This is a genomic window from Aquincola sp. J276 (genome assembly GCF_024700035.1).
GTDB classification, from domain to species: domain Bacteria; phylum Pseudomonadota; class Gammaproteobacteria; order Burkholderiales; family Burkholderiaceae_C; genus Aquincola; species Aquincola tertiaricarbonis.
In genome coordinates, this window is the sequence record NZ_JAJONC010000002.1 from 61,670 (window position 1) to 79,894 (window position 18,225).

Genomic DNA, 18,225 nt, shown 5'->3' on the forward strand with positions numbered 1-18,225 from the left:
CTGGCCGTGGCGCTGCCGCCCGAGGCCCTGGCCCGCGCGGAAGCGCTGCTGGCCAGTGGTCGCCGGGCGGTGCTGGGGCTGGTGGGCACGCCCGGGGCGGGCAAGTCCACGGTGGCGCAGGCCCTGGCCGCCGCGCTGGGCGGCAGGGCGGTGGTGGTGCCGATGGACGGCTTCCACCTGGCGCAGGCGGAGCTGCAGCGGCTGGGCCGCGACCAGCGCAAGGGCGCGCCCGACACCTTTGATGCCGCCGGTTACGCCGCCCTGCTGCGCCGCCTGCATGCCGCCGTGCCCGGCGAAACCGTGTATGCGCCCGAGTTCCGGCGCGAGATCGAGGAGCCGGTGGCCGGCGCCATCGCGGTGACGCCCGAGGTGCCGCTGGTGATCACCGAGGGCAACTACCTGCTGCTCGACGACGGCCCCTGGGCCGCGGTGCGCCCGCTGCTCACCCAGGCCTGGTACGTGGAAGGCGACGAGCCAACGCGGCTGCGGCGGCTGGTGGCGCGGCATGTGCAATTCGGCCGCTCACCGGAGGCGGCGCGGGCCTGGGTGGACGGCAGCGACGAGCCGAACGCCCGCCGCATCGAGGCCACCCGGGCGCGTGCCGACTGGCTGCTGCGCTGGGATTGATCAGCCCGCCGGCGGCTGCAGCGCGCCGGCGTCGTCCGGATACAGCCCGCGCAGCAGTTCGGCGCTGACGGTCACCAGCCACGCCTGCAGCCCGGCCTGCAGGGTGTGGCGGTCGGCCTCGGCGGAGACGGCCACGCCGGCCTCCGCCCGCGCCGCCCACAGGCGGCGCAGCGCCGGCCGGTGGCTGGCGATGGCGGCGGCCACCGCCTCGTTCCAGAAGGGGGATGCTCGGTGGCCGTCCAGCCGCCGCGGCCGCGGCCGAAGTGCGCCACCGTCAGGTAGCCCAGCAGCGCGCCGTGCACCATGTCGTCCAGCGCGGCGTCCGACCAGGCCACGCTGGGCGCCTCCACGCCGCGCATCAGGTTGAAGCCGCGGGCCAGGCCGGCCGCGCCCAGCGCGCCCAGCAGCCCGCCGGCCAGCATGCCGCCGCCCAGGGTCAGGCCGCCGGTCAGCAGGTCGGCCTTCAGGCCGGCCAGCGCGCCCGTCACCGCGCCGCCCCACAGGGCGGCCCGGCCTTCGTCCACCGGCGCGCGCAGCGCGAACTGCGCCGCCACGCGGGACAGCACCGCATCCGCCTCCGCCCGGCCCTGCAGGCCGTGCAGCGCGATCAGCCGGTCGGTGGAGCCGCGGGTGTCCTCGGCCACGCGGGCGGCCAGGGCTTCCATCGCCCGCGCCTGCGGGCCGCCGGCCTCGTCGGGCTGCAGGCCGATGCTGCGGCCCACGGCCACGCCCAGCTCCTTCAGCCGCGCGCCCAGGCCGCCGGCGGGCAGGGCCTCGCGGTCCAGCGCGGCGCGGGCCAGGCGGTGCGCGAGCTCGGCCATGGCCTCGTGCCACACGCCCTGGCTGCGGCGCAGCCAGGCGGCCTGCAGCGCCGCCATGGCCGGGCGCCGCGCCGCAGGCAGGGCATCGGCCACCGCCTGCAGCAGCCGCCCTTCCTGCACCCAGCAGCGGGCGAAGGCGTCCAGCGCCAGCACCGGTCGCTGCACGCGCTGCTGCCAGGCCTGGCGCTGCGCCTCCTCCAGCGGCCGCGGCTGCGGCGGGCCCAGCTGGTTCAGCAGCACCACCACCGGCTTGCCCAGCAGCTGCAGCACCCGCAGCTCGGCATCGACGTAGGTCGCGTCGTCGGGCGACTCGGCCGCGTTCACCAGGTACAGCACCACGTCGGCCTGCTCCAGCACATTGCGCATGGCGCGCTGGGCCGACCAGAAGGGCTTGTGGCGGAAGCGGTCCCACACCTCCGCCAGGAACCAGCCGATCGGGTTGCCGGCCTGCTCCAACCGGCGCAGCAGCCGCACGCTGTCGCCGAAGCCGGGCGTGTCCCACAGCTCCAGCCGCTGGCCCTCGGGCGTGGCGAGCATGGTGTGGCGCTCGGCGGTCTCGGTCACATGGGCTTCGTCGCGCACCTCGCCGATGTCGCGGCCCAGCAGCGTGCGGGCCAGCGTGGTCTTGCCCACGTTGGTGTGGGACACGAGGCTGAGCCCGATGGCCTCGGTGGGCGCGCCGCTGCCGGTCATGCGGGCGCGGCCTGCAGCGCGGCCTCGGCGGCGGCCAGGTCGGGATGGGCGAGGTCGATGAACACCGGCGTGCGGCCCAGGCCGGCCAGCATGCGCTGCCAGGCCTCGCGCCGCTGCTGCGCCCGCGCCGCGCCGAAGCGCTGCGCGAAGCCGGAGGTGTCGACCAGCAGGCGGGCGGCGGGCCAGGCTTCGGCGGTGGCGCCGTGGGTCTCACGCTCCGGCGTGGCGCTGAGGGCGAACAGCAGCATCGCCGGCGGCGCGCCGTGGCCGGCGTCGTCGCCTTCGTGCAGCGGCTCGGCCAGCTGCAGCCGCGCCTGCTCGCCGAAGCTGTGGCGCAGCACCCGCTGCAGGCCTTCGACTGCCACCGCCGGCAGCCGGTACTGCACGGGCTGCACCCGCAGCAGCACCGCGCCACCGCGGTGGCTGCGCAGCAGGCGCTGGCTGTAGGCATCGTCGATGGGCAGCGGAAAGTTCCCCGCCAGCCGGTGCACGCGGATCGCGGCGCCCAGCGCCAGCGCCAGCCGCGGCAGCAGCACCACGCCGGCGGCGGTGAGTGCATGCAGATGGATCCAGCGGGCGGCGTTCTCGCCCGGCCCCGCGGAAAAGCGCAGGCCGGCCAGTTCGGCGGCCGTTGGCAGGGGGATGCCGCTGAGCGCCGAGGCCGGGCCCAGCACGCCGTTCAGCAGCCGGTGAACCGCATCGGCCGAGAGGAAGGTGCTGTCCCAGCCGGCGCGGTACTCGAAGGCCAGGCCATGCAGGTACATCGAGGCCAGCACGCCGGCCACCAGCGCCGCGGCCGCCGCATGCAGCCACACGGCCGCGCGGGCCGACCACAAGGGCGCCGCCTGGGCCGACCAGCGCTCGGCGAATCGCCCCAGGGCCGGGTGGCCCGCGGCGGCTCTCCAGGCGGGCGCGGCCAGCAGCCGGCGCAGGCCGAAGGGCGGCGGCGCGGCGACGTGGCCGGGCAGGTCTTCGGCGGACGCCAGGGTGCCTGCGCTCGATGCGCCATGAACCGCGCGCTGGCGCCGGGCAAGACGGTTGAGCGCCGCGGCCGCCAGCGCCAGGTAGACCAACAGGTTCCAGGCCAGCAGGCCCAGCAGCGGCGGTGCCAGCAGGTTGAGCTGCTGCGTCGGCCCGAGGGCCTGCGTTGCCAGCCCGAGGCCGGCCGCCAGCACCACCAGCAGCGGCCCGGGCCAGCGCGCGCCGCGGCTGGCCTGCAGCAGCCGGGCGGCGGCAGGCTCCTTCGGCAGCAGCAGGGCCAGGCCCGCCTGGGCGCGGGCGGCCAGGTAGCGCCCGGGCGCGGCTTGTTCGCCCACCGCGCGGGCCGCTTCGGCGCTGGCCGCGGCGGCATCCGCCTCGGTCCAGGGCGCGGCCATCGGCGCCTCGAAGGCGCGCAGCAGCGTGATGCGGCGCGCTTCGTCCTCGGTCACGGCGAGGCTGCGGCCCTTACATGCCGGCGTAGTTGGGTCCGCCGCCGCCTTCCGGCGTCACCCACACGATGTTCTGCGTGGGGTCCTTGATGTCGCAGGTCTTGCAGTGCACGCAGTTCTGGGCATTGATCTGCAGGCGGTCGGTGTTGTCGGCGTTCTTCACGTACTCGTACACGCCCGCCGGGCAGTAGCGGCCTTCGGGGCCGGCGTACTTGGCCAGGTTGATGGCCACCGGCACGCTGGCGTCCTTCAGCGTCAGGTGCGCCGGCTGGTTCTCCTCGTGGTTGGTGTTGCTGATGAACACCGAGGACAACCGGTCGAAGGTGAGCTTGCCGTCGGGCTTGGGATACACGATCGGCTGGCACTCCGCCGCCGGCAGCAGCCGGGTGTGGTCGGCCACCTTACGGTGGATGGTCCACGGCGGGCTCTTCACGCCCAGGCGGGGCAGCAGCCACTGCTCGATGCCGGTCATCAGCGAGCCGACGTACACGCCCCGCTTGAACCACTGCTTGAAGTTGCGCGACTGGTCCAGCTCGCGCTTGAGCCAGCTCTGCTCGAAGGCGGCGGGATAGGCGCTCAGCTCGTCCTGCTGGCGACCGCTGGTCACGGCCTCGAAGGCGGCTTCGGCGCACAGCATGCCGGTCTTGATGGCAGCGTGGCTGCCCTTGATGCGCGCGGCATTCAGATAGCCCGCGTCGCAGCCCACCAGCGCACCGCCCGGGAACACCGTCTTGGGCAGGCTGAGGATGCCGCCGGCCGTGATGGCCCGCGCGCCGTAGCCGATGCGCTTGCCGCCTTCGATGTGGACACGGATGCTGGGGTGCGCCTTCCAGCGCTGCATTTCCTCGAACGGGCTGAGGTAGGGGTTCTTGTAGTCCAGCCCGGTGACGAAGCCCAGCGTGACCTTGTTGCCCTCCAGGTGGTAGAGGAAGCCGCCGCCATAGGTGTCGGGCTCCATCGGCCAGCCGGCGGTGTGCACCACCAGGCCTGGCCTGGCCTTGTCGGCCGGCACTTCCCACAGCTCCTTCACGCCCAGCGCATAGCTCTGCGGGTCCTTGCCTTCGTCCAGCTTGAAGCGCGCGATCAGCTGCTTGCCCAGGTGGCCGCGCGAGCCTTCGGCGAACACGGTGTACTTGCCGTGCAGCTCCATGCCCAGCTGGAAGGCGTCGGTGGGCTGGCCGTCCTTGCCGATGCCCTGGTTGCCGGTGGCGATGCCCTTGACCGAGCCGTCGTCGTTGTAGAGCACCTCGGCCGCGGTGAAGCCAGGGAAGATCTCCACGCCTAGGCCCTCGGCCTGCTCGCCCAGCCACTTGGTGACCGCGCCCAGGCTGATGACGTAGTTGCCTTCGTTGTGGAAGCAGTCGGGCACCAGCCAGCCCGGCGTGCGGGTGGCGCCGGTCTCGCTCATGAACAGCACTTCGTCGCCGGTGACGGGCTGGTTGAGCGGCGCACCGAGCTCCTTCCAGTTGGGCAGCAGCTCGTTCAGGCCGATGGGGTCCATCACCGCACCCGACAGGATGTGCGCGCCCGGCTCGCTGCCTTTCTCGAGGACGACGACCGACACCTCCTTCGACTGTTCGGCCGCAAGCTGTTTGAGCCGGATGGCGGTGGCCAGGCCGGCGGGTCCGCCGCCGACGATCACCACGTCGTACTCCATGGCCTCGCGCGGGCCGAATTGCTCAAGAATCTCCTGCGGGGTCATCCGACGTTCCTTGTCTCGGGTTCGTGACTTCTGTGCGACCGGCGATTCTAAGTGGCCGTCACCAGACGGCTTCCGGCCGTGCCGCGGGCCGTTACGGGCGGCCGGGGGTGCGTGCTATCGTCATCCGATCCGAATGAAGAACGCCCCGCTCGAGGAGCCCTGCGCATGAGCTACAAGATCGATCTGTCGGGCCGCGTGGCCCTGGTCACCGGCGCATCCAGCGGCCTGGGCTGCCACTTCGCCAAGGTGCTGGCCGAGGCCGGCGCGGCCGTGGTGCTGAGCGCCCGCCGCATCGACCGGCTGAAGACGCTGCGCGCCGAGATCGAAGGCGCCGGCGGCGACGCCCACGTGGTGGGCATGGACGTGACCGACCCCACCAGCATCCGTGCCGCGGTGGCGCATGCCGAGACCGAGGTCGGCGCGATCGACATCCTGGTCAACAACTCCGGCGTCAGCACCACGCAGAAGCTGACCGACGTGACGCCGGAGGACTTCGACTACGTGATGAACACCAACGCCCGCGGCTCGTTCTTCGTGGCGCAGGAAGTGGCCAAGCGCATGATCGCGCGCGCCAGCGGCTCGGCCCCCGGCACCTACACCGGCGGACGCATCGTCAACGTGGCCTCGATGGCCGGGCTGAAGGTGCTGGGCAAGATCGGCGTGTACGCGATGAGCAAGGCCGCCGTGGTGCACATGACCAAGGCGATGGCGCTGGAGTGGGGACGCTACGGCATCAACGTGAATGCGCTGTGCCCCGGCTACATCGACACCGAGATCAACCACAAGCACTGGAGCAGCGACGCCGGCCAGAAGCTGATCTCGATGCTGCCGCGCAAGCGCGTGGGCCAGCCGCAGGACCTGGACACCGCGCTGATGATGCTGTGCGCCAACGAGAGCCACTTCATCAACGGCGCGGTGATCGCCGCCGACGACGGCTTCGGGGTGTGACACCGCGATGAGCCAACGCGACCTGACGCTGGCCGAGGCCCGGGTGCTGGGCGTGCTGGTGGAAAAGCAGTCCACCGTGCCCGACACCTATCCGCTGTCGCTCAATGCGCTGGCCGCCGGCTGCAACCAGAAGACCGCCCGCGACCCGGTGATGAACCTGAGCGAGACCGAGGTGCTGGCCGCGCTGGAAGGCCTGCGCGAGCAGCATTTGGTCAATGAGGTGAGCGGCACCCGCGTCACCCGCTACGAGCACAACGCCGCGCGCGGCCTGGGCGTGCCCGGCGCCGCCGCCGCGCTGCTGGCGGTGCTGGCGCTGCGCGGCCCGCAGACCGCGGCCGAGCTGCGCGCCAACACCGAGCGGCTGCACCGCTTTGCCGACACCGGGTCGGTGGAAGCCTTTCTCGACGAGCTGATGGGCAAGACCCCGCCCCGGGTCATCAAGCTGCCGCGCTCCCCGGGCGGGCGCGAGCCGCGCTGGGCGCACCTGCTGTGCGGCGAGGCCAACGTGCCGGCCGTGGCGGTGGGCACCGGCCCGCTGCCGCCGCTGCCCGCCTCCGCCACGCCGGCCGTCAGCGCAGAGGACTTCGCCGCGCTGCAGGCCGAGGTGGCCGCGCTGCGCACGCTGGTGCAGCGCATGGCGGCGGAGCTGGGGATGGAGCCCGGCCCCGGCAACGCATGACGGGTCTGGACATGCGCTTCGACCTGCCTGAACACAAGCAGCTGGTGCACACCCTGGTCATCCCGGTGCGCTGGGGCGACATGGACGCCGCCGGCCATGTGAACAACACGCTGTACTTCCGGTACTTCGAGACGGTGCGGCTGGACTGGCTGCGCCTGGCCGACAGCGCCATCTACGAGGACGGCACCGGCCCGGTCATCGTCAACGCCTTCTGCAGCTTCCTGCGGCAGCTGCGCTTCCCGGGCGACGTGGTGGCGCGCCATTACGTCGGCCAGGCAGGCCGCAGCAGCATCGAGACCTTCTTCACCCTGGAGCGCGCCGACGAGCCCGGCCAGCCCTGCGCCACCGGCGGCGGCAAGCTGGTGTGGACCGACATGAAGACCGAGCGCTCGATCCCGCTGCCCGACTGGCTGCGGGCGCTGGCGGTGACGGACGCGGGCTGAGCCTGTCGGTCAGCCGGGGATCGAGAAGGGCCCGCCCTTGTCGATCGCCCGCTTGTACGCCGGCCGCGCATGCACCCGCGCCAGCCAGGTGCTGAGGTTGGTGTAGCTGGCGTCCAGCCCGCCGCGCGCCGCGGCGGCTTCCAGCGGAAAGCTCATCTGCACGTCGGCGGCGCTGAACTGCTCGCCCGCGAACCACGGCCGGCCGCCCAGCTCGGCTTCCATGAAGGCCAGCAGCCGCTTCAGGTTGGGCTCGACGAAGGCGCCGGTCACCTTGTCGGCGATGCCGCGCGCGATCGGCTTGACGAAGAACGGCATCGGCGCGGTGCGCACGCGGTTGAAGATCAGCTTCAGCAGCAGCGGCGGCATCATCGAACCCTCCGCGAAGTGCAGCCAGTAGATGTAGCGCCGCCATTCGACGCTGCCGCGCGCCGGCACCAGCGCCTGGCCTTGTTCGTAGGCCTGGGTCAGGTACTCGATGATGGCGCCCGACTCGGCCATCGTGATGTCGCCGTCGGTGATCACCGGCGACTTGCCCAGCGGATGCACCGACTGCAGCTCGGGTGGTGCCAGCATCGTCTGCGGGTGGCGCTTGTACAGCCGCAGCTCGTAGGGCAGGCCCATCTCTTCGAGCAGCCACAGCACGCGCTGCGAACGGGATTTTTCGAGGTGGTGGACGGTGATCATCTGAAGGGGTGGTCCGCGGCGCTTCAGGCCCGCAGCATCTTGTGGACGAGCTCGGGCGTGGTGGCGGCCGAGTACTTGCGCATCAGGCGGGCGCGGTACACGTCCACCGTGCGCGGGCTGATGCCCAGTTTCTTGCCGATCAGCTTGCTGGTCAGGCCGTCGATCAGCAGCGCGGAGATCTCGCGTTCGCGGGCGGTGAGGTCGCAGCTCACGCGGCGCTGCGCCGAGAGGTCCTCGAACGACCAGATGCCCGCGGCGTGCGGCCGGCTCGGGTCGAGCGCGCGGCCCGAGACATGGCACCAGAACAGCTCGCCCGCGGCAGGGCCGCCCAGGCGCTTCATCACCCGTTCGTCGGCATAGCGCCCGCCCGGGCCCAGGCTGGCGACGATGCGCGCGCCGGTGCGCTCGAACTCGTCGTGGGTGGGATAGAGCCGCTCGAAGGAATGGCCGAGCAGGTCTTCACGCGCGGCGCCGAAGATCTCCAGCACCTGCCGGTTGCAGTCGACGATCAGCCGGTGGCGCGACAGCACCAGCCCCACCGGCGCCTGGTCGAAGGCGGTGCGGTAGTCCAGCGCCAGTTCGGTGGGTTCGGCCGCCATGGCTACAGCAGCGCGTAGGTGGTGGTGGCCTGCGCGGCCAGCTGGCCGTCGGGCGTGTGGATGTCGATGGCGCCGAAGACCAGGCTGCGGCCCATCTTCAGCACCCGGGCCTGCACCACCGCGTGGCCGGCGTCGCCGGGCACCGCACGCAGGAAGCTGGTCTGCAGCTGCACGGTGGTCATCGGCTTGAAGGCACCCAGCTTCGTCATCACCGCCAGCACCATCGCGGTGTCGGCGGCCGACATCAAGGTCTGCCCGCACAGCACGCCGCCGCCATGCACATGGTGCGGCGTGACGGGCAGCCGCAGCGTGACGCTGCCGGGCCCGGTGGTCGTGACCTGCAGCGCCAGCTCGCGCACCCAGGGTGCGAACAGCTCGCCCAGCGCGGATTGCAGCGGCTCGATGCCCATGGGCGTGACAGGCGGCGGCTTCTTGTCCATGCTCCTCCTTAGGCGATTCTGCGTATCTGTTACTTAATCCTATACGTAGTACGCTCGCCCGTCCCGTTCCAGGAGCTTGCAGATGAACAAGGTTTTCCCTAGTGCCGCGGCGGCACTCGATGGGGTGGTCAAGAGCGGCCAGTTGCTCGCCGTCGGCGGCTTCGGCCTGTGCGGCATACCCGAGGCGCTGATCGACGCGCTGCAGGCCAGCGGCGTGCAGGACCTGGCGGTGATCTCGAACAACGCCGGCGTGGACGGCTTCGGCCTGGGCAAGCTGCTTGAAACGCGGCAGATCAAGAAGATGATCTCCAGCTACGTGGGCGAGAACAAGGAGTTCGAGCGCCAGTACCTGGCCGGCGAGCTGCAGCTCGAGTTCACGCCGCAGGGCACGCTGGCCGAGAAGCTCCGCGCCGGCGGGGCCGGCATCCCGGCCTTCTTCACCCGCACCGGCGTGGGCACCCTGGTGGCCGAAGGCAAGGAAACCCGCGAGTTCGACGGCCATGTCTACGTGCTGGAACGCGCGCTGACGCCCGACGTGGCGCTGGTCAAGGCCTACAAGGCCGACAAGAGCGGCAACCTGGTGTTCCGCCGCACGGCGCGCAACTTCAATCCGGCCTGCGCGATGGCCGGCAAGGTCACGGTGGTGGAGGTGGAGCACCTGGTGGAAACCGGCGACATCGACCCCGACGACGTCCATCTGCCCGGCATCTACGTGCACCGCATCGTGGTCAACGCCACGCCCGAGAAGCGCATCGAGAAGCGCACCATCACAGAGAAGAAGGGAGCCTGACCATGGCCTGGACGCATGACGAGATGGCCGCCAAGGCCGCGGCCGAACTGCAGGACGGCTTCTACGTGAACCTGGGCATCGGCCTGCCCACGCTGGTGGCCAACCACCAGCCGCCGGGCATCGAGGTGTGGCTGCAGAGCGAGAACGGCATGCTGGGCATCGGCCCCTTCCCCACGGAAGACCAGGTGGACGCCGACCTCATCAACGCCGGCAAGCAGACGGTCACCACCATCCCGGGCTCGAGCATCTTCGGCAGCCACGACAGCTTCGCGATGATCCGCGGCGGCAAGATCAACCTGTCGATCCTGGGCGCGATGCAGGTCAGCGAGGACGGCGACCTGGCCAACTGGATGATCCCCGGCAAGATGGTCAAGGGCATGGGCGGCGCGATGGACCTGGTGGCCGGCGTGCCGCGCGTGATCGTGCTGATGGAGCACGTGGCCCGCAAGAAGGACGGCACCACCGACCTGAAGATCCTGCCCAAGTGCACCCTGCCGCTGACCGGCGTGGGCGTGGTCAACCGCATCATCACCGACCTGGCGGTGCTGGACGTGACGCCGCAAGGCCTGAAGGTGGTCGAGATCGCTCCGGGGGTGACGCTGGAGGAGTTGCAGCAGAAGACGGGGGTGCCGCTGCATTGAGGGCGTGCCGCGGCATTGAGCGGTGGCCCGCCGCCATCAAGCGGCGGGCGCCACTTCGAACTGCTGCACGACACCCTGCCACCAGCCTTCGGTCCACCGCAGCTCGGCCACGGAGCCCTGCGCCACCTCCGCGATGACCCGGCGCCAGAACTGTTGCGCCACGAGGTTGTCGAACATCTGTCCCACCTCCCACGGGCCCGGATGGGCGCTGAACACGAAGCGCGCCAGGGCCTCGCCGATGCGCTCGCGCCGATGGCGCTTGAGCACGAAGAACTGCTCCATCCAGCAGCCGGCGCTGCGCGTGACGCCCGCAGGCGCGACCAGGGCGAACCCCGCATAGAGATCAGCCTGCAGCACCACGTAGGCATGAAAGCGCAGGCCCTCGCGGTGGCGGCCCAGGTCGTAGCCGTAGCGACCCTGGGCATCGAGGTCCTGTGGCCAGATGTCCGACAGCTCGTACTGGTACAGCTCCAGCATCTGCTGCAGGGCAGGAAAGTCCTCCGGCAGGGCCTTGCGGCACAGCGGTGCCATGCGGCAGCCCTCAACCCGCGGCACGTGCCGCCGGCCCCAGACCGATGGGCGCCGGCACCAGGTTCACGATGCGGCTGAACAGCGCCGCATAGTCCGGCGCCGGTTCATGGCCCGCGAACGGATCCTGGTTCTGCCCGAAGGCCTCGTCCAGCTCGACCCAGTCGGCCGGCGTCAGCACCCGCTCGGCCAGCGGCAGCATCTGCTGCTCCTCCAGCGCCATGTGGGCGCGATAGTGGTCGACGTACCACTGCACCGCACGCTCGAAGTGGCCGCGGCGTGGCTCGCCCATCATCTCGAAGCCCAGCAGCGCATGCTCCACGTCGCGCACTGCACGTTCGCTGCGCGCATGCTGGTGGTCGAGCTCGTCCAGCAGGTCGCGCGACAGCGGCGTGCGCGCCCGCAGCTTGGGGAACAGCAGCTCCGATTCCTTGCGGTGGTGGCGCTGCTCCGGAAACTCGTCCACGTAGAACAGCATCGCCCGCAGCGCGCCGAAGTCCGGCAGCGTGCCCTCCCGTCGCGACTGCGCCAGCAGCAGCAGGATGGAGCGCAGCATCGCCGCCAGCGCGGCATGTTCCTGGCGGATGATGTCGATGGTCTTGGGCATGGTGAGGCCAATGTAGGCAGCCCTGCCGCAACCCCGGCTGATCCAGATCAAGCCGCCCCGATCGGCCCGCGCATCGCCAGCGCCGCATCGCGCACCAGCGCCGGCCCGCGGTAGATCAGCCCGGTGTAGACCTGCACCAGGTCCGCCCCCGCGGCCAGCTTGGCCCGTGCATCCGCACCGCTCATCACGCCGCCCACGCCGATGATGGGATAGCCGCTGCCCAGCTCGGCGCGCAGCGCGGCGATCACGCGGTTGCTGGCCTCGAACACCGGCTTGCCCGACAGGCCGCCGGTCTCGTTCGCATGCGGCAGGCCCTGCACCGCGTCGCGGGCGATGGTGGTGTTGGTGGCGATCACGCCATCCACACCGGTGCGGCGCAGCGTGCCGGCGATGAACTTGACCTGCGTCTCGTCGAGGTCGGGCGCGATCTTCACGAACATCGGCACCCGGCGGCTGCGGTCGGCCTGCGCGGCTTCCAGCGCCTGCTTGCGCTCCTGCAGCGCGCTCAGCAGCGCATCCAGCGCCTCGTCGCTCTGCAACGAGCGCAGGTTCTGGGTGTTGGGGCTGCTGATGTTCACCGTCACGTAGTCGGCATGGGCGAACACGCCCTGCAGGCCGGCCAGGTAGTCGTCGGCCGCGCGCTCGATGGGCGTGCTGGCGTTCTTGCCGATGTTCAAGCCCAGCACACCGCCCGCAGCGCGGAAGCTGCGCGCGCGCTGCACGTTGCGGATGAACGCGTCCAGCCCCTCGTTGTTGAAGCCCAGCCGGTTGATCAGCGCATCGGCCTGCTGCAGGCGGAACATGCGCGGCTTCGGGTTGCCGGGCTGGCCCTTGGGCGTGACGGTGCCCACCTCGATGAAGCCGAAGCCCATCGCGCCGAAGCCGTCGATGCAGCGGCCGTTCTTGTCCAGCCCGGCGGCCAGGCCGATGCGGTTGGGAAAGCGCAGGCCGGCCACGGTGACCGGATCGGCCACGCGGGCCTGGGCCCACAGGCACTGCGCCGGCGTGTTCTGCAGCCTTGCGATGCTGTCCAGGGTGAGGTCGTGCGCGCGCTCGGCATCCATGCCGAAGAGCACCGCGCGGGGAAGGGCATAGGGAAGGATCATGGTCACTATTGTCCGTTGCGCTTGGTGCACGCCGTGTCGCGGCTTGGATAATCCGCGGCATGAATCAAGACGAACTCAAGGCCCTCGTCGGCCAGGCGGCGCTGGCGCACGTGGTGCCCGGCAGCATCGTGGGCGTGGGCACCGGCTCCACGGTCAACAAGTTCATCGACGCGCTGGCCGCCATCAAGGGGCAGATCGCGGGCGCGGTGTCCAGCTCGGAGCAGAGCACCGAGCGGCTGCGCTCGCACGGCATCCCGGTGTTCGACGCCAACGGCATCGAGCACCTGCCGGTGTACATCGACGGTGCCGACGAGATCGACGACCGCGGTTACATGATCAAGGGCGGCGGCGCCGCGCTCACGCGCGAGAAGATGGTGGCCGACCTGGCCGACCGCTTCATCTGCATCGCCGATGCCTCCAAGCTGGTGCGCACGCTGGGCGCCTTTCCGCTGCCGGTGGAGATCATCGCCTCCGCCAGCGCGCAGGTGACGCGGCGCTTCGCCCGGCTGGGCGGCCAGGCCATGCTGCGGCCCGGTGTCATCACCGACAACGGCCATCCCATCCTGGACGTGCGCGGCCTGTCCATCACCGACCCCCCGGCGATGGAGACGGAAGTCAACCAATGGCCCGGCGTGGTCAGCGTCGGCATCTTCGCGCGGCACAAGGCCAGCGTGTGCCTGCTGGGCACCGCCGACGGTGTGCGCACGCTGAATTTCTGAGAGACCCCACACCATGCTGATGCGCCTGTCGCTGCCGTTCCAGCACCTGCTGCTGGCTTGCTTCATGGCCGGCATGGCCGCAACCAGCCTGGCGCAGCAGCCGGCGGAGCTCCCAGCCTCTGCCGCGGTGCCGCAGCAGCGCGCACCGGTGGCGCATTACGCCCGGCTGCCGATGCTCAGCGGCATGACGCTGTCGCCCGACGGCCAGCGCATCGCAGTGTTGTTGAACCAGGAGGGCCGCACCGTGGTGGCCACGCGGCCAGTGGCCGGTGGCAAGCTGGTGCCGGTGCTCAGCACCGACAACACCAGCCACCACTTCAACTGGGCGCGCTGGGTCAACAACGATCGGCTGGTGGTGAGCCTGCGCTTTGCTTCGCGCCGCCAGTTCACCGGCACCGTGGAAACGCGGCTGGTGTCGGTCAAGGCCGATGGCAGCGGCGTGATCGACCTCACGCGCTTTGATCGCGGCAGCAGCATCACCACCGTGCGGCGCACGCAGCAGCAGCAGGACCGGGTGATCGACTGGCTGCCGTCCGACGGTCGCCATGTACTGCTGCAGCTGCGCTCGGTGGACAGCAACGAGCTGGGCGTGGTCAGGCTGAACGTGGAGACCGGTGCCCGCTCCACGGTGATGTCGCCCGAGCGCGGTGCGCTGCGCTGGCTGACCGATGCGCAGCACCGCGTGCGTGTGGGAGTGTTCAGCGATTCCGACGGTCACTGGTCGGTGCGCGCCACCGAGCCGCAAGGAGGCGCATGGCGCACGTTGTGGCGCTTCGACAAGTCGGAAGACGGCGTCTGGCCGATGGGCTTCGGTACTGATCCGCAGCGGCTGTACGTCAGTGCCCAGCACGAGGGTCGCAGTGCCGTTTTCAGCGTGCAGCTGGACGACGCTTCGCTGCCGCGCACGCTGGTGTTGGCCGATGCCCGGCACGACGTGGGCGGCAGCCTGCTGCGTGCGCCGCTCAGCGGCGAGGTGCTGGGCATCGCCGGCGCGGGCCTGGCCGGAGACGACGAGGATGACGGCGACGGCGGCACCCTGTGGTCGCCGCCCTGGCGCGCGCTGCTCAAGGGCCTGAACCAGGCGCTGCCGGGCCGCTACAACCGCATCATCCACATGGCCCACGACGAGCAGCGCTTCCTGCTGTTTTCCAGCGGCAATGGCCAGCCCGGCCAGTACTTCGTGGGCGACCGGGACAAGGGCACCATCGCCCTGGTGGCCGACGCCTACCCCGAGCTGTCGGACGCCACGCTGGTGGGCAAGCAGCGCACCGCCATCCGCGCACGCGACGGCCTGCCACTGAATGTCTACCTCACACTGCCGCAGGGCCGCAAGTTGGGCGACGGCGGCGCAGCGCTGCCGATGGTGCTGCTGCCGCATGGCGGTCCGCACAGCCGCGACGACGACGACTTCGACGCCTGGACGGAATTCCTGGCCAACCGCGGCCATGCGGTGATGCAGGTCAACTTCCGCGGCTCCGACGGTTATGGCACCGCCTTCAAGGCGGCCGGCCTGCGCCGCTGGGGCCTGGAGATGCAGGACGACCTGACCGACGCCGTGCAGTGGGCCATCGGCCAACGCGTGGCCGATGCCGGCCGGGTGTGCATCGTCGGCGGCAGCTACGGTGGCTATGCGGCGCTGATGGGCGTGGTGAAAACGCCCGAGCTGTACCGCTGCGCCATCAGCTTTGCCGGCGTGTCGCACCTGCCCGATCTCATCCTGCATCAGTCGGAGTACATCGGCGGCCTGCGGGCCAGCGACCGCATGATCGGCCAGTTCTGGGGCGACCGTGCGCAGCTGCGTGCCACCTCGCCCGCATTGCAGGCCGAGCGCATCCGCGTGCCGGTGCTGTTGGTGCACGGCACGGCCGACCGCTCGGTGCCTGTGGAGCAAAGCCGCGAGATGGCCGCCGCGCTGAAGAGCGCCGGCAAGCCGCACCGCTACATCGAGCAGGAGGGCGGCGACCACCACCTGAGCCGCCATGAACACCGGCTGGCCTTCTTCGAGGCGATGGAGCAGTTCCTCGACCAGCACCTGGCCACGCCGCGCTGAGGCGGCCGGCTTGTTCAGCGCGCGGGCTTGCGGACCTGGCGCGCCGCAAAGCGCGCGGGGTCGATGGCATCCAGCAGATCGGCCTCCAGCGGCGCCGGCAGGCCGGTGACCTGCGCCGCCAGCACCTGGGCCACCAGCGGCGCCCAGGTGATGCCGCGCGATCCCAGCGCAGTGCAGACAAACAGCCCCGGCACGCGCGCGATGCGTCGCGGCTGGTCGTTCAACACACCGGGCTGCGGCACGCCACCCACCACGGGCAGGCGATCGGCTGCCAGCAACCTGAACGCGGTGCGGCCAGGCAGCGGCTGCAGAGGTGCAGGCAGCACGGCGCCGGTGAGGGCGGCATAACGCGCCAGGTTGGCCGCCTCGTCGGTGGCGCGCAGGCCGCCATCGGTGTCGCCGGCCTGGGCGGTGGCGCCGCACAGCACGCTGCCGTCTGGCAAGGTCAGCGCATAACCGCCGCCGGCCACCGGCAGCAGCGGCCTGCGCAGGCCGGGCAGGTCTGCCGGCAGCAGCGTGAGCTGGCCGCGCTGATGCTCCAGCGGCCATGGGTGGCAGCGGCCGGCAGCAGGCGCATCGCATCCTGGGCATTGCACAGCACCAGGTGACGGGCCTGGCCCAGCAGACAGCCGGCTGCATCCAGCGCCTGCCAGGCGCCATCGGCGCTGCGCTGCAGCTGGTGCACTGCAGTGCCGGCATGCAGCGTGATGCCGGGCTGGTTGAGCAGCCAGCGCACCATCGCCCCGGGGTCGAGCCAGCCGCCTTCCCGATACAACCAGGCCGGTGTCCGCAAGGGCAGGCCGCTGGCCTGGGCTGCGGCTTCGGCATGCAGTGCCTTCACATAGGCGGCAGGCAGGCCCAGCGCATCCGCCTGTGCCTGCATGGCCAACGCGTCGAGGCCATCGGCCTGCAGGCGCAGCAAGCCATCGATGCGGCCGGGCACCCGGCCCTGCTCGATCAGCGGCCGGTACAGGCGTGCCGCCTGCAGCGCGGCGGCGCGGTTGAAGCGGGCATGCAGGCCGTCCTGCGGGTTGACGATGCCGTGGAACAGCCCACCCGGATTGCCGGAAGCCTCCTGTGCCGCCTGGGCATGGCGTTCCAGCACCTGCACCTGCAGGCCAGCGCGGGCCAGTGCCTGCGCACAGGCGGCACCGGCCAGGCCGGCACCCAACACCAGCACCTCGTCGCCCGGCCTGGCGGGCGAGGCGGGCGCCGGGTCACCCCGCGGCTGGAAGCGTGGCGCATAACAGGCCCGCAGCAGCGGTGCACCGGCCTTCACCTGGAAGCCGGCGGCGCGCAAGCCTTCGGCCATGCCGACGCCGGCCGGTGCCGCCAACATGGCTTGCGGCGCGGCCAACTGTCCCAGGCGGCGCAGCAGATGGCGGTCCCACTCGCCCCCCAGCAGCAGCGCATCAGCCTGCAGGCGCAGCGCGCGCAGGCCCTCACGCAGCGTGCAGCCCTGCAGCACATCGACCGTGACCGCGCCTGCTTCCAGCAGCTGGCGCTGCATGCCCGGCACGGCATGCACGCCGTGCAGCGTGCCGCCCTGCGGCAGCAGCAGCACCAGGTGCAGCCACTGGCAGCGCAGTGCATCGTGTCGCCAGGCGGCCAGCGTGGCCTGCAGCAGCGCCGCGCCGTCACAGCCGGCCGCCAGCAACACGAAGCGCGGGCGCCCTTGCCATCGCCCGGGCAGGTCTGCGGCCTGGAGGAGCTCAGCCGGCGTCGTCATGTGCATGCCGCGCCGCGCTGCTGCAGCCAGTGCAGCAGCGCTGGCTGTGCCTGGGCCATGCCGCGGTAGGTCAGGACAGCGGTACTCATCGACGCCAGCGCCGCATGCACCAGCCGTGCATGCACTGGAGCGGCCAGCGCCTGGCTCATCGGAGCGGTGGCGACATGGATGCCGAACAGCGCCAGCCCGTCGCCCAGCGGGAAGAAGGTCTGGTGTTCGCTGCGCCAGTGGGCGGCGTCGGCCACGGCCGAGGGGTCGGCCGGCCAGGCCGACACGCAGCGGTCGGGATGTGCGTCGAGGCCGGCATGCGGTGTCAGCGTCCAGACGAAACGCTCCCAGCGGTCCACATCGCTCACCAGCCGCATCAGGTGCGCGCCGGCGGCCAGCAGCAGCGTGTTGTCGGCCACCGGCGCATGGACCTCGGCGAAGTGGCGGCCGATCTTGTCGGCCGGACGCCAGTGCGAAGGCAAGGCCACCGCCAGCCAGGGCAGGGTGGCGCTGCGGCCGTCAAGCAGCGCCAGGTCTTCCTCGAATGCCAGGGCCAGCAGGCCCGCGGCGCGCCAGGCCGGCGGGAGCGTCTGCAGTACCTCACCAATGGCCGCCGGCCCGCCCGATGGATGCGGCAGGCCACTGGTCGAATCGACGGACCATCCGAGCTGCAGCGCCTGCCAGGCGCCGCCCTGCACACGCCAGGCAGCGGGATGGGCTTGCGCCAGCGCTGCCGCCAGGCGGCGCAGCGCCGGCAATGCGTCGAAGCCCGGCTGCTGCTGCAGGCAGGCTGCCCATGCGCTGCCCAGCACCGCCAGCTTGGCCTGCAGGTGGCGCCCGCCGGGCCGGCAGGGCGTGAGCAGCGGCGCATCGGCCGCGCGTCGGCGCAGCCCGGGCTGCATGCGGAACGGTGCCTGCACCGCGGCCTCCACATCGAAGCCACGATGAAAAAAGGGCACCGAAGTGCCCTTGTCCAGCGAGTCGGCCGAGGCCATCGCGTG

General features: G+C 71.4%; 19 protein-coding genes and 1 pseudogene. 8 read left to right on the top strand and 12 right to left on the bottom strand.

Annotation, left to right across the window (positions count from 1 at the left end; translation table 11 throughout):
- Entirely contained in the window at positions 1-627 is a 627-nt protein-coding gene (locus LRS14_RS18095) for a nucleoside/nucleotide kinase family protein (protein WP_257802159.1), read from the top strand.
- Here the strand turns inward: LRS14_RS18095 and LRS14_RS18100 are convergent, their stop codons facing one another.
- From LRS14_RS18100 to LRS14_RS18115, 4 genes are read right to left on the bottom strand one after another with little or no spacing between them, the layout of a single operon-like run.
- Entirely contained in the window at positions 628-762 is a 135-nt protein-coding gene (locus tag LRS14_RS18100; protein ID WP_257800540.1) for a hypothetical protein, read from the bottom strand.
- Positions 699-2,141 carry a GTPase domain-containing protein gene (locus LRS14_RS18105; protein WP_257800541.1) on the bottom strand — a complete coding sequence of 481 codons (1,443 nt, stop codon included), beginning with the start codon at positions 2,139-2,141 and terminating at the stop codon, positions 699-701. The genes LRS14_RS18100 and LRS14_RS18105 overlap by 64 nt, the downstream gene beginning before the upstream one ends.
- Positions 2,138-3,571: a DUF2868 domain-containing protein gene (locus tag LRS14_RS18110; protein ID WP_257800542.1), complete on the bottom strand. Its 1,434-nt coding sequence runs from the start codon at positions 3,569-3,571 to the stop codon at positions 2,138-2,140. Before LRS14_RS18110 ends, LRS14_RS18105 begins: the two co-directional genes overlap by 4 nt.
- 16 nt (positions 3,572-3,587) lie before the next feature.
- A complete protein-coding gene (locus tag LRS14_RS18115) occupies positions 3,588-5,273 on the bottom strand; it encodes an electron transfer flavoprotein-ubiquinone oxidoreductase (protein WP_046114764.1) in 1,686 nt (561 codons plus the stop codon).
- Positions 5,274-5,438: 165 nt separating this feature from the next.
- Here LRS14_RS18115 and LRS14_RS18120 point away from each other — a divergent pair, with 165 nt between their 5' ends.
- The 3 genes from LRS14_RS18120 to LRS14_RS18130 are packed head-to-tail and all read left to right on the top strand — an operon-like array spanning position 5,439 to position 7,343.
- Positions 5,439-6,221 (top strand): SDR family oxidoreductase, encoded by a 783-nt coding sequence (locus LRS14_RS18120; protein WP_046114763.1) that lies wholly within the window; start codon positions 5,439-5,441, stop codon positions 6,219-6,221.
- 7 nt (positions 6,222-6,228) lie between these two features.
- Positions 6,229-6,900, top strand: coding sequence for a YceH family protein (locus LRS14_RS18125; protein ID WP_257800544.1), 672 nt, complete (start codon positions 6,229-6,231; stop codon positions 6,898-6,900).
- Positions 6,897-7,343 carry a thioesterase family protein gene (locus LRS14_RS18130; protein ID WP_310740854.1) on the top strand — a complete coding sequence of 149 codons (447 nt, stop codon included), beginning with the start codon at positions 6,897-6,899 and terminating at the stop codon, positions 7,341-7,343. Before LRS14_RS18125 ends, LRS14_RS18130 begins: the two co-directional genes overlap by 4 nt.
- A gap of 9 nt (positions 7,344-7,352) precedes the next feature.
- On the opposite strand, the gene LRS14_RS18135 is transcribed toward LRS14_RS18130, so the two are convergent.
- From LRS14_RS18135 to LRS14_RS18145, 3 genes are read right to left on the bottom strand one after another with little or no spacing between them, the layout of a single operon-like run.
- Positions 7,353-8,027: a glutathione S-transferase gene (locus LRS14_RS18135; protein WP_257800545.1), complete on the bottom strand. Its 675-nt coding sequence runs from the start codon at positions 8,025-8,027 to the stop codon at positions 7,353-7,355.
- 23 nt (positions 8,028-8,050) lie between these two features.
- The gene (locus LRS14_RS18140) at positions 8,051-8,626 is read right to left on the bottom strand and encodes a LuxR C-terminal-related transcriptional regulator (RefSeq protein ID WP_257800546.1); all 576 of its coding nucleotides are present in this window, start codon (positions 8,624-8,626) and stop codon (positions 8,051-8,053) included.
- 2 nt (positions 8,627-8,628) lie between these two features.
- Positions 8,629-9,066 (bottom strand): PaaI family thioesterase, encoded by a 438-nt coding sequence (locus tag LRS14_RS18145; RefSeq protein ID WP_404977586.1) that lies wholly within the window; start codon positions 9,064-9,066, stop codon positions 8,629-8,631.
- Between the two features lie 82 nt (positions 9,067-9,148).
- Here LRS14_RS18145 and LRS14_RS18150 point away from each other — a divergent pair, with 82 nt between their 5' ends.
- Together LRS14_RS18150 and LRS14_RS18155 are read left to right on the top strand one after the other, a co-directional pair.
- Positions 9,149-9,856 (top strand): CoA transferase subunit A, encoded by a 708-nt coding sequence (locus LRS14_RS18150; protein WP_257800547.1) that lies wholly within the window; start codon positions 9,149-9,151, stop codon positions 9,854-9,856.
- 2 nt (positions 9,857-9,858) lie between these two features.
- The gene (locus LRS14_RS18155) at positions 9,859-10,497 is read left to right on the top strand and encodes a CoA transferase subunit B (RefSeq protein ID WP_046114757.1); all 639 of its coding nucleotides are present in this window, start codon (positions 9,859-9,861) and stop codon (positions 10,495-10,497) included.
- 36 nt (positions 10,498-10,533) lie between these two features.
- Here LRS14_RS18155 and LRS14_RS18160 read toward each other — a convergent pair whose 3' ends face one another.
- From LRS14_RS18160 to LRS14_RS18170, 3 genes are read right to left on the bottom strand one after another with little or no spacing between them, the layout of a single operon-like run.
- The gene (locus tag LRS14_RS18160) at positions 10,534-11,028 is read right to left on the bottom strand and encodes a hypothetical protein (RefSeq protein WP_052736494.1); all 495 of its coding nucleotides are present in this window, start codon (positions 11,026-11,028) and stop codon (positions 10,534-10,536) included.
- A 10-nt stretch (positions 11,029-11,038) separates the two neighbouring features.
- The gene (locus LRS14_RS18165) at positions 11,039-11,632 is read right to left on the bottom strand and encodes a hemerythrin domain-containing protein (RefSeq protein ID WP_257800548.1); all 594 of its coding nucleotides are present in this window, start codon (positions 11,630-11,632) and stop codon (positions 11,039-11,041) included.
- Positions 11,633-11,679: 47 nt separating this feature from the next.
- Complete coding sequence (locus LRS14_RS18170) at positions 11,680-12,738, bottom strand: quinone-dependent dihydroorotate dehydrogenase (protein ID WP_046114817.1); 1,059 nt, start codon at positions 12,736-12,738, stop codon at positions 11,680-11,682.
- A gap of 59 nt (positions 12,739-12,797) precedes the next feature.
- Between LRS14_RS18170 and rpiA the strand changes: the two genes are divergently transcribed.
- Together rpiA and LRS14_RS18180 are read left to right on the top strand one after the other, a co-directional pair.
- Positions 12,798-13,457 carry a ribose-5-phosphate isomerase RpiA gene (gene rpiA, locus LRS14_RS18175; protein WP_257800549.1) on the top strand — a complete coding sequence of 220 codons (660 nt, stop codon included), beginning with the start codon at positions 12,798-12,800 and terminating at the stop codon, positions 13,455-13,457.
- A gap of 13 nt (positions 13,458-13,470) precedes the next feature.
- On the top strand, positions 13,471-15,507 hold the full coding sequence (locus LRS14_RS18180) for a S9 family peptidase (protein ID WP_257800550.1): 2,037 nt from the start codon (positions 13,471-13,473) through the stop codon (positions 15,505-15,507).
- 14 nt (positions 15,508-15,521) lie between these two features.
- On the opposite strand, the pseudogene mnmC reads toward LRS14_RS18180, so the two are convergent.
- Both mnmC and LRS14_RS18195 read right to left on the bottom strand, forming a co-directional pair.
- A pseudogene (mnmC, locus tag LRS14_RS18190) lies at positions 15,522-17,242 on the bottom strand (FAD-dependent 5-carboxymethylaminomethyl-2-thiouridine(34) oxidoreductase MnmC).
- A complete protein-coding gene (locus LRS14_RS18195; protein WP_257800551.1) occupies positions 17,233-18,219 on the bottom strand; it encodes a DUF3445 domain-containing protein in 987 nt (328 codons plus the stop codon). The pseudogene mnmC and the gene LRS14_RS18195 overlap by 10 nt, the downstream one beginning before the upstream one ends.
- Between the last annotated feature and the right edge of the window lie 6 nt (positions 18,220-18,225).

What these genes read in the sequence shown, in the direction of transcription:
- LRS14_RS18105 (WP_257800541.1), bottom strand. Translation starts at nt 2,141, where the DNA reads ATGACCGGCAGCGGCGCGCCCACCGAGGCCATCGGGCTCAGCCTCGTG.
- LRS14_RS18115 (WP_046114764.1), bottom strand. Translation starts at nt 5,273, where the DNA reads ATGACCCCGCAGGAGATTCTTGAGCAATTCGGCCCGCGCGAGGCCATG.
- LRS14_RS18120 (WP_046114763.1), top strand. Translation starts at nt 5,439, where the DNA reads ATGAGCTACAAGATCGATCTGTCGGGCCGCGTGGCCCTGGTCACCGGC.
- LRS14_RS18125 (WP_257800544.1), top strand. Translation starts at nt 6,229, where the DNA reads ATGAGCCAACGCGACCTGACGCTGGCCGAGGCCCGGGTGCTGGGCGTG.
- LRS14_RS18130 (WP_310740854.1), top strand. Translation starts at nt 6,897, where the DNA reads ATGACGGGTCTGGACATGCGCTTCGACCTGCCTGAACACAAGCAGCTG.
- LRS14_RS18135 (WP_257800545.1), bottom strand. Translation starts at nt 8,027, where the DNA reads ATGATCACCGTCCACCACCTCGAAAAATCCCGTTCGCAGCGCGTGCTG.
- LRS14_RS18140 (WP_257800546.1), bottom strand. Translation starts at nt 8,626, where the DNA reads ATGGCGGCCGAACCCACCGAACTGGCGCTGGACTACCGCACCGCCTTC.
- LRS14_RS18145 (WP_404977586.1), bottom strand. Translation starts at nt 9,066, where the DNA reads ATGGACAAGAAGCCGCCGCCTGTCACGCCCATGGGCATCGAGCCGCTG.
- LRS14_RS18150 (WP_257800547.1), top strand. Translation starts at nt 9,149, where the DNA reads ATGAACAAGGTTTTCCCTAGTGCCGCGGCGGCACTCGATGGGGTGGTC.
- LRS14_RS18155 (WP_046114757.1), top strand. Translation starts at nt 9,859, where the DNA reads ATGGCCTGGACGCATGACGAGATGGCCGCCAAGGCCGCGGCCGAACTG.
- LRS14_RS18160 (WP_052736494.1), bottom strand. Translation starts at nt 11,028, where the DNA reads ATGGCACCGCTGTGCCGCAAGGCCCTGCCGGAGGACTTTCCTGCCCTG.
- LRS14_RS18165 (WP_257800548.1), bottom strand. Translation starts at nt 11,632, where the DNA reads ATGCCCAAGACCATCGACATCATCCGCCAGGAACATGCCGCGCTGGCG.
- LRS14_RS18170 (WP_046114817.1), bottom strand. Translation starts at nt 12,738, where the DNA reads ATGATCCTTCCCTATGCCCTTCCCCGCGCGGTGCTCTTCGGCATGGAT.
- rpiA (WP_257800549.1), top strand. Translation starts at nt 12,798, where the DNA reads ATGAATCAAGACGAACTCAAGGCCCTCGTCGGCCAGGCGGCGCTGGCG.
- LRS14_RS18180 (WP_257800550.1), top strand. Translation starts at nt 13,471, where the DNA reads ATGCTGATGCGCCTGTCGCTGCCGTTCCAGCACCTGCTGCTGGCTTGC.
- LRS14_RS18195 (WP_257800551.1), bottom strand. Translation starts at nt 18,219, where the DNA reads ATGGCCTCGGCCGACTCGCTGGACAAGGGCACTTCGGTGCCCTTTTTT.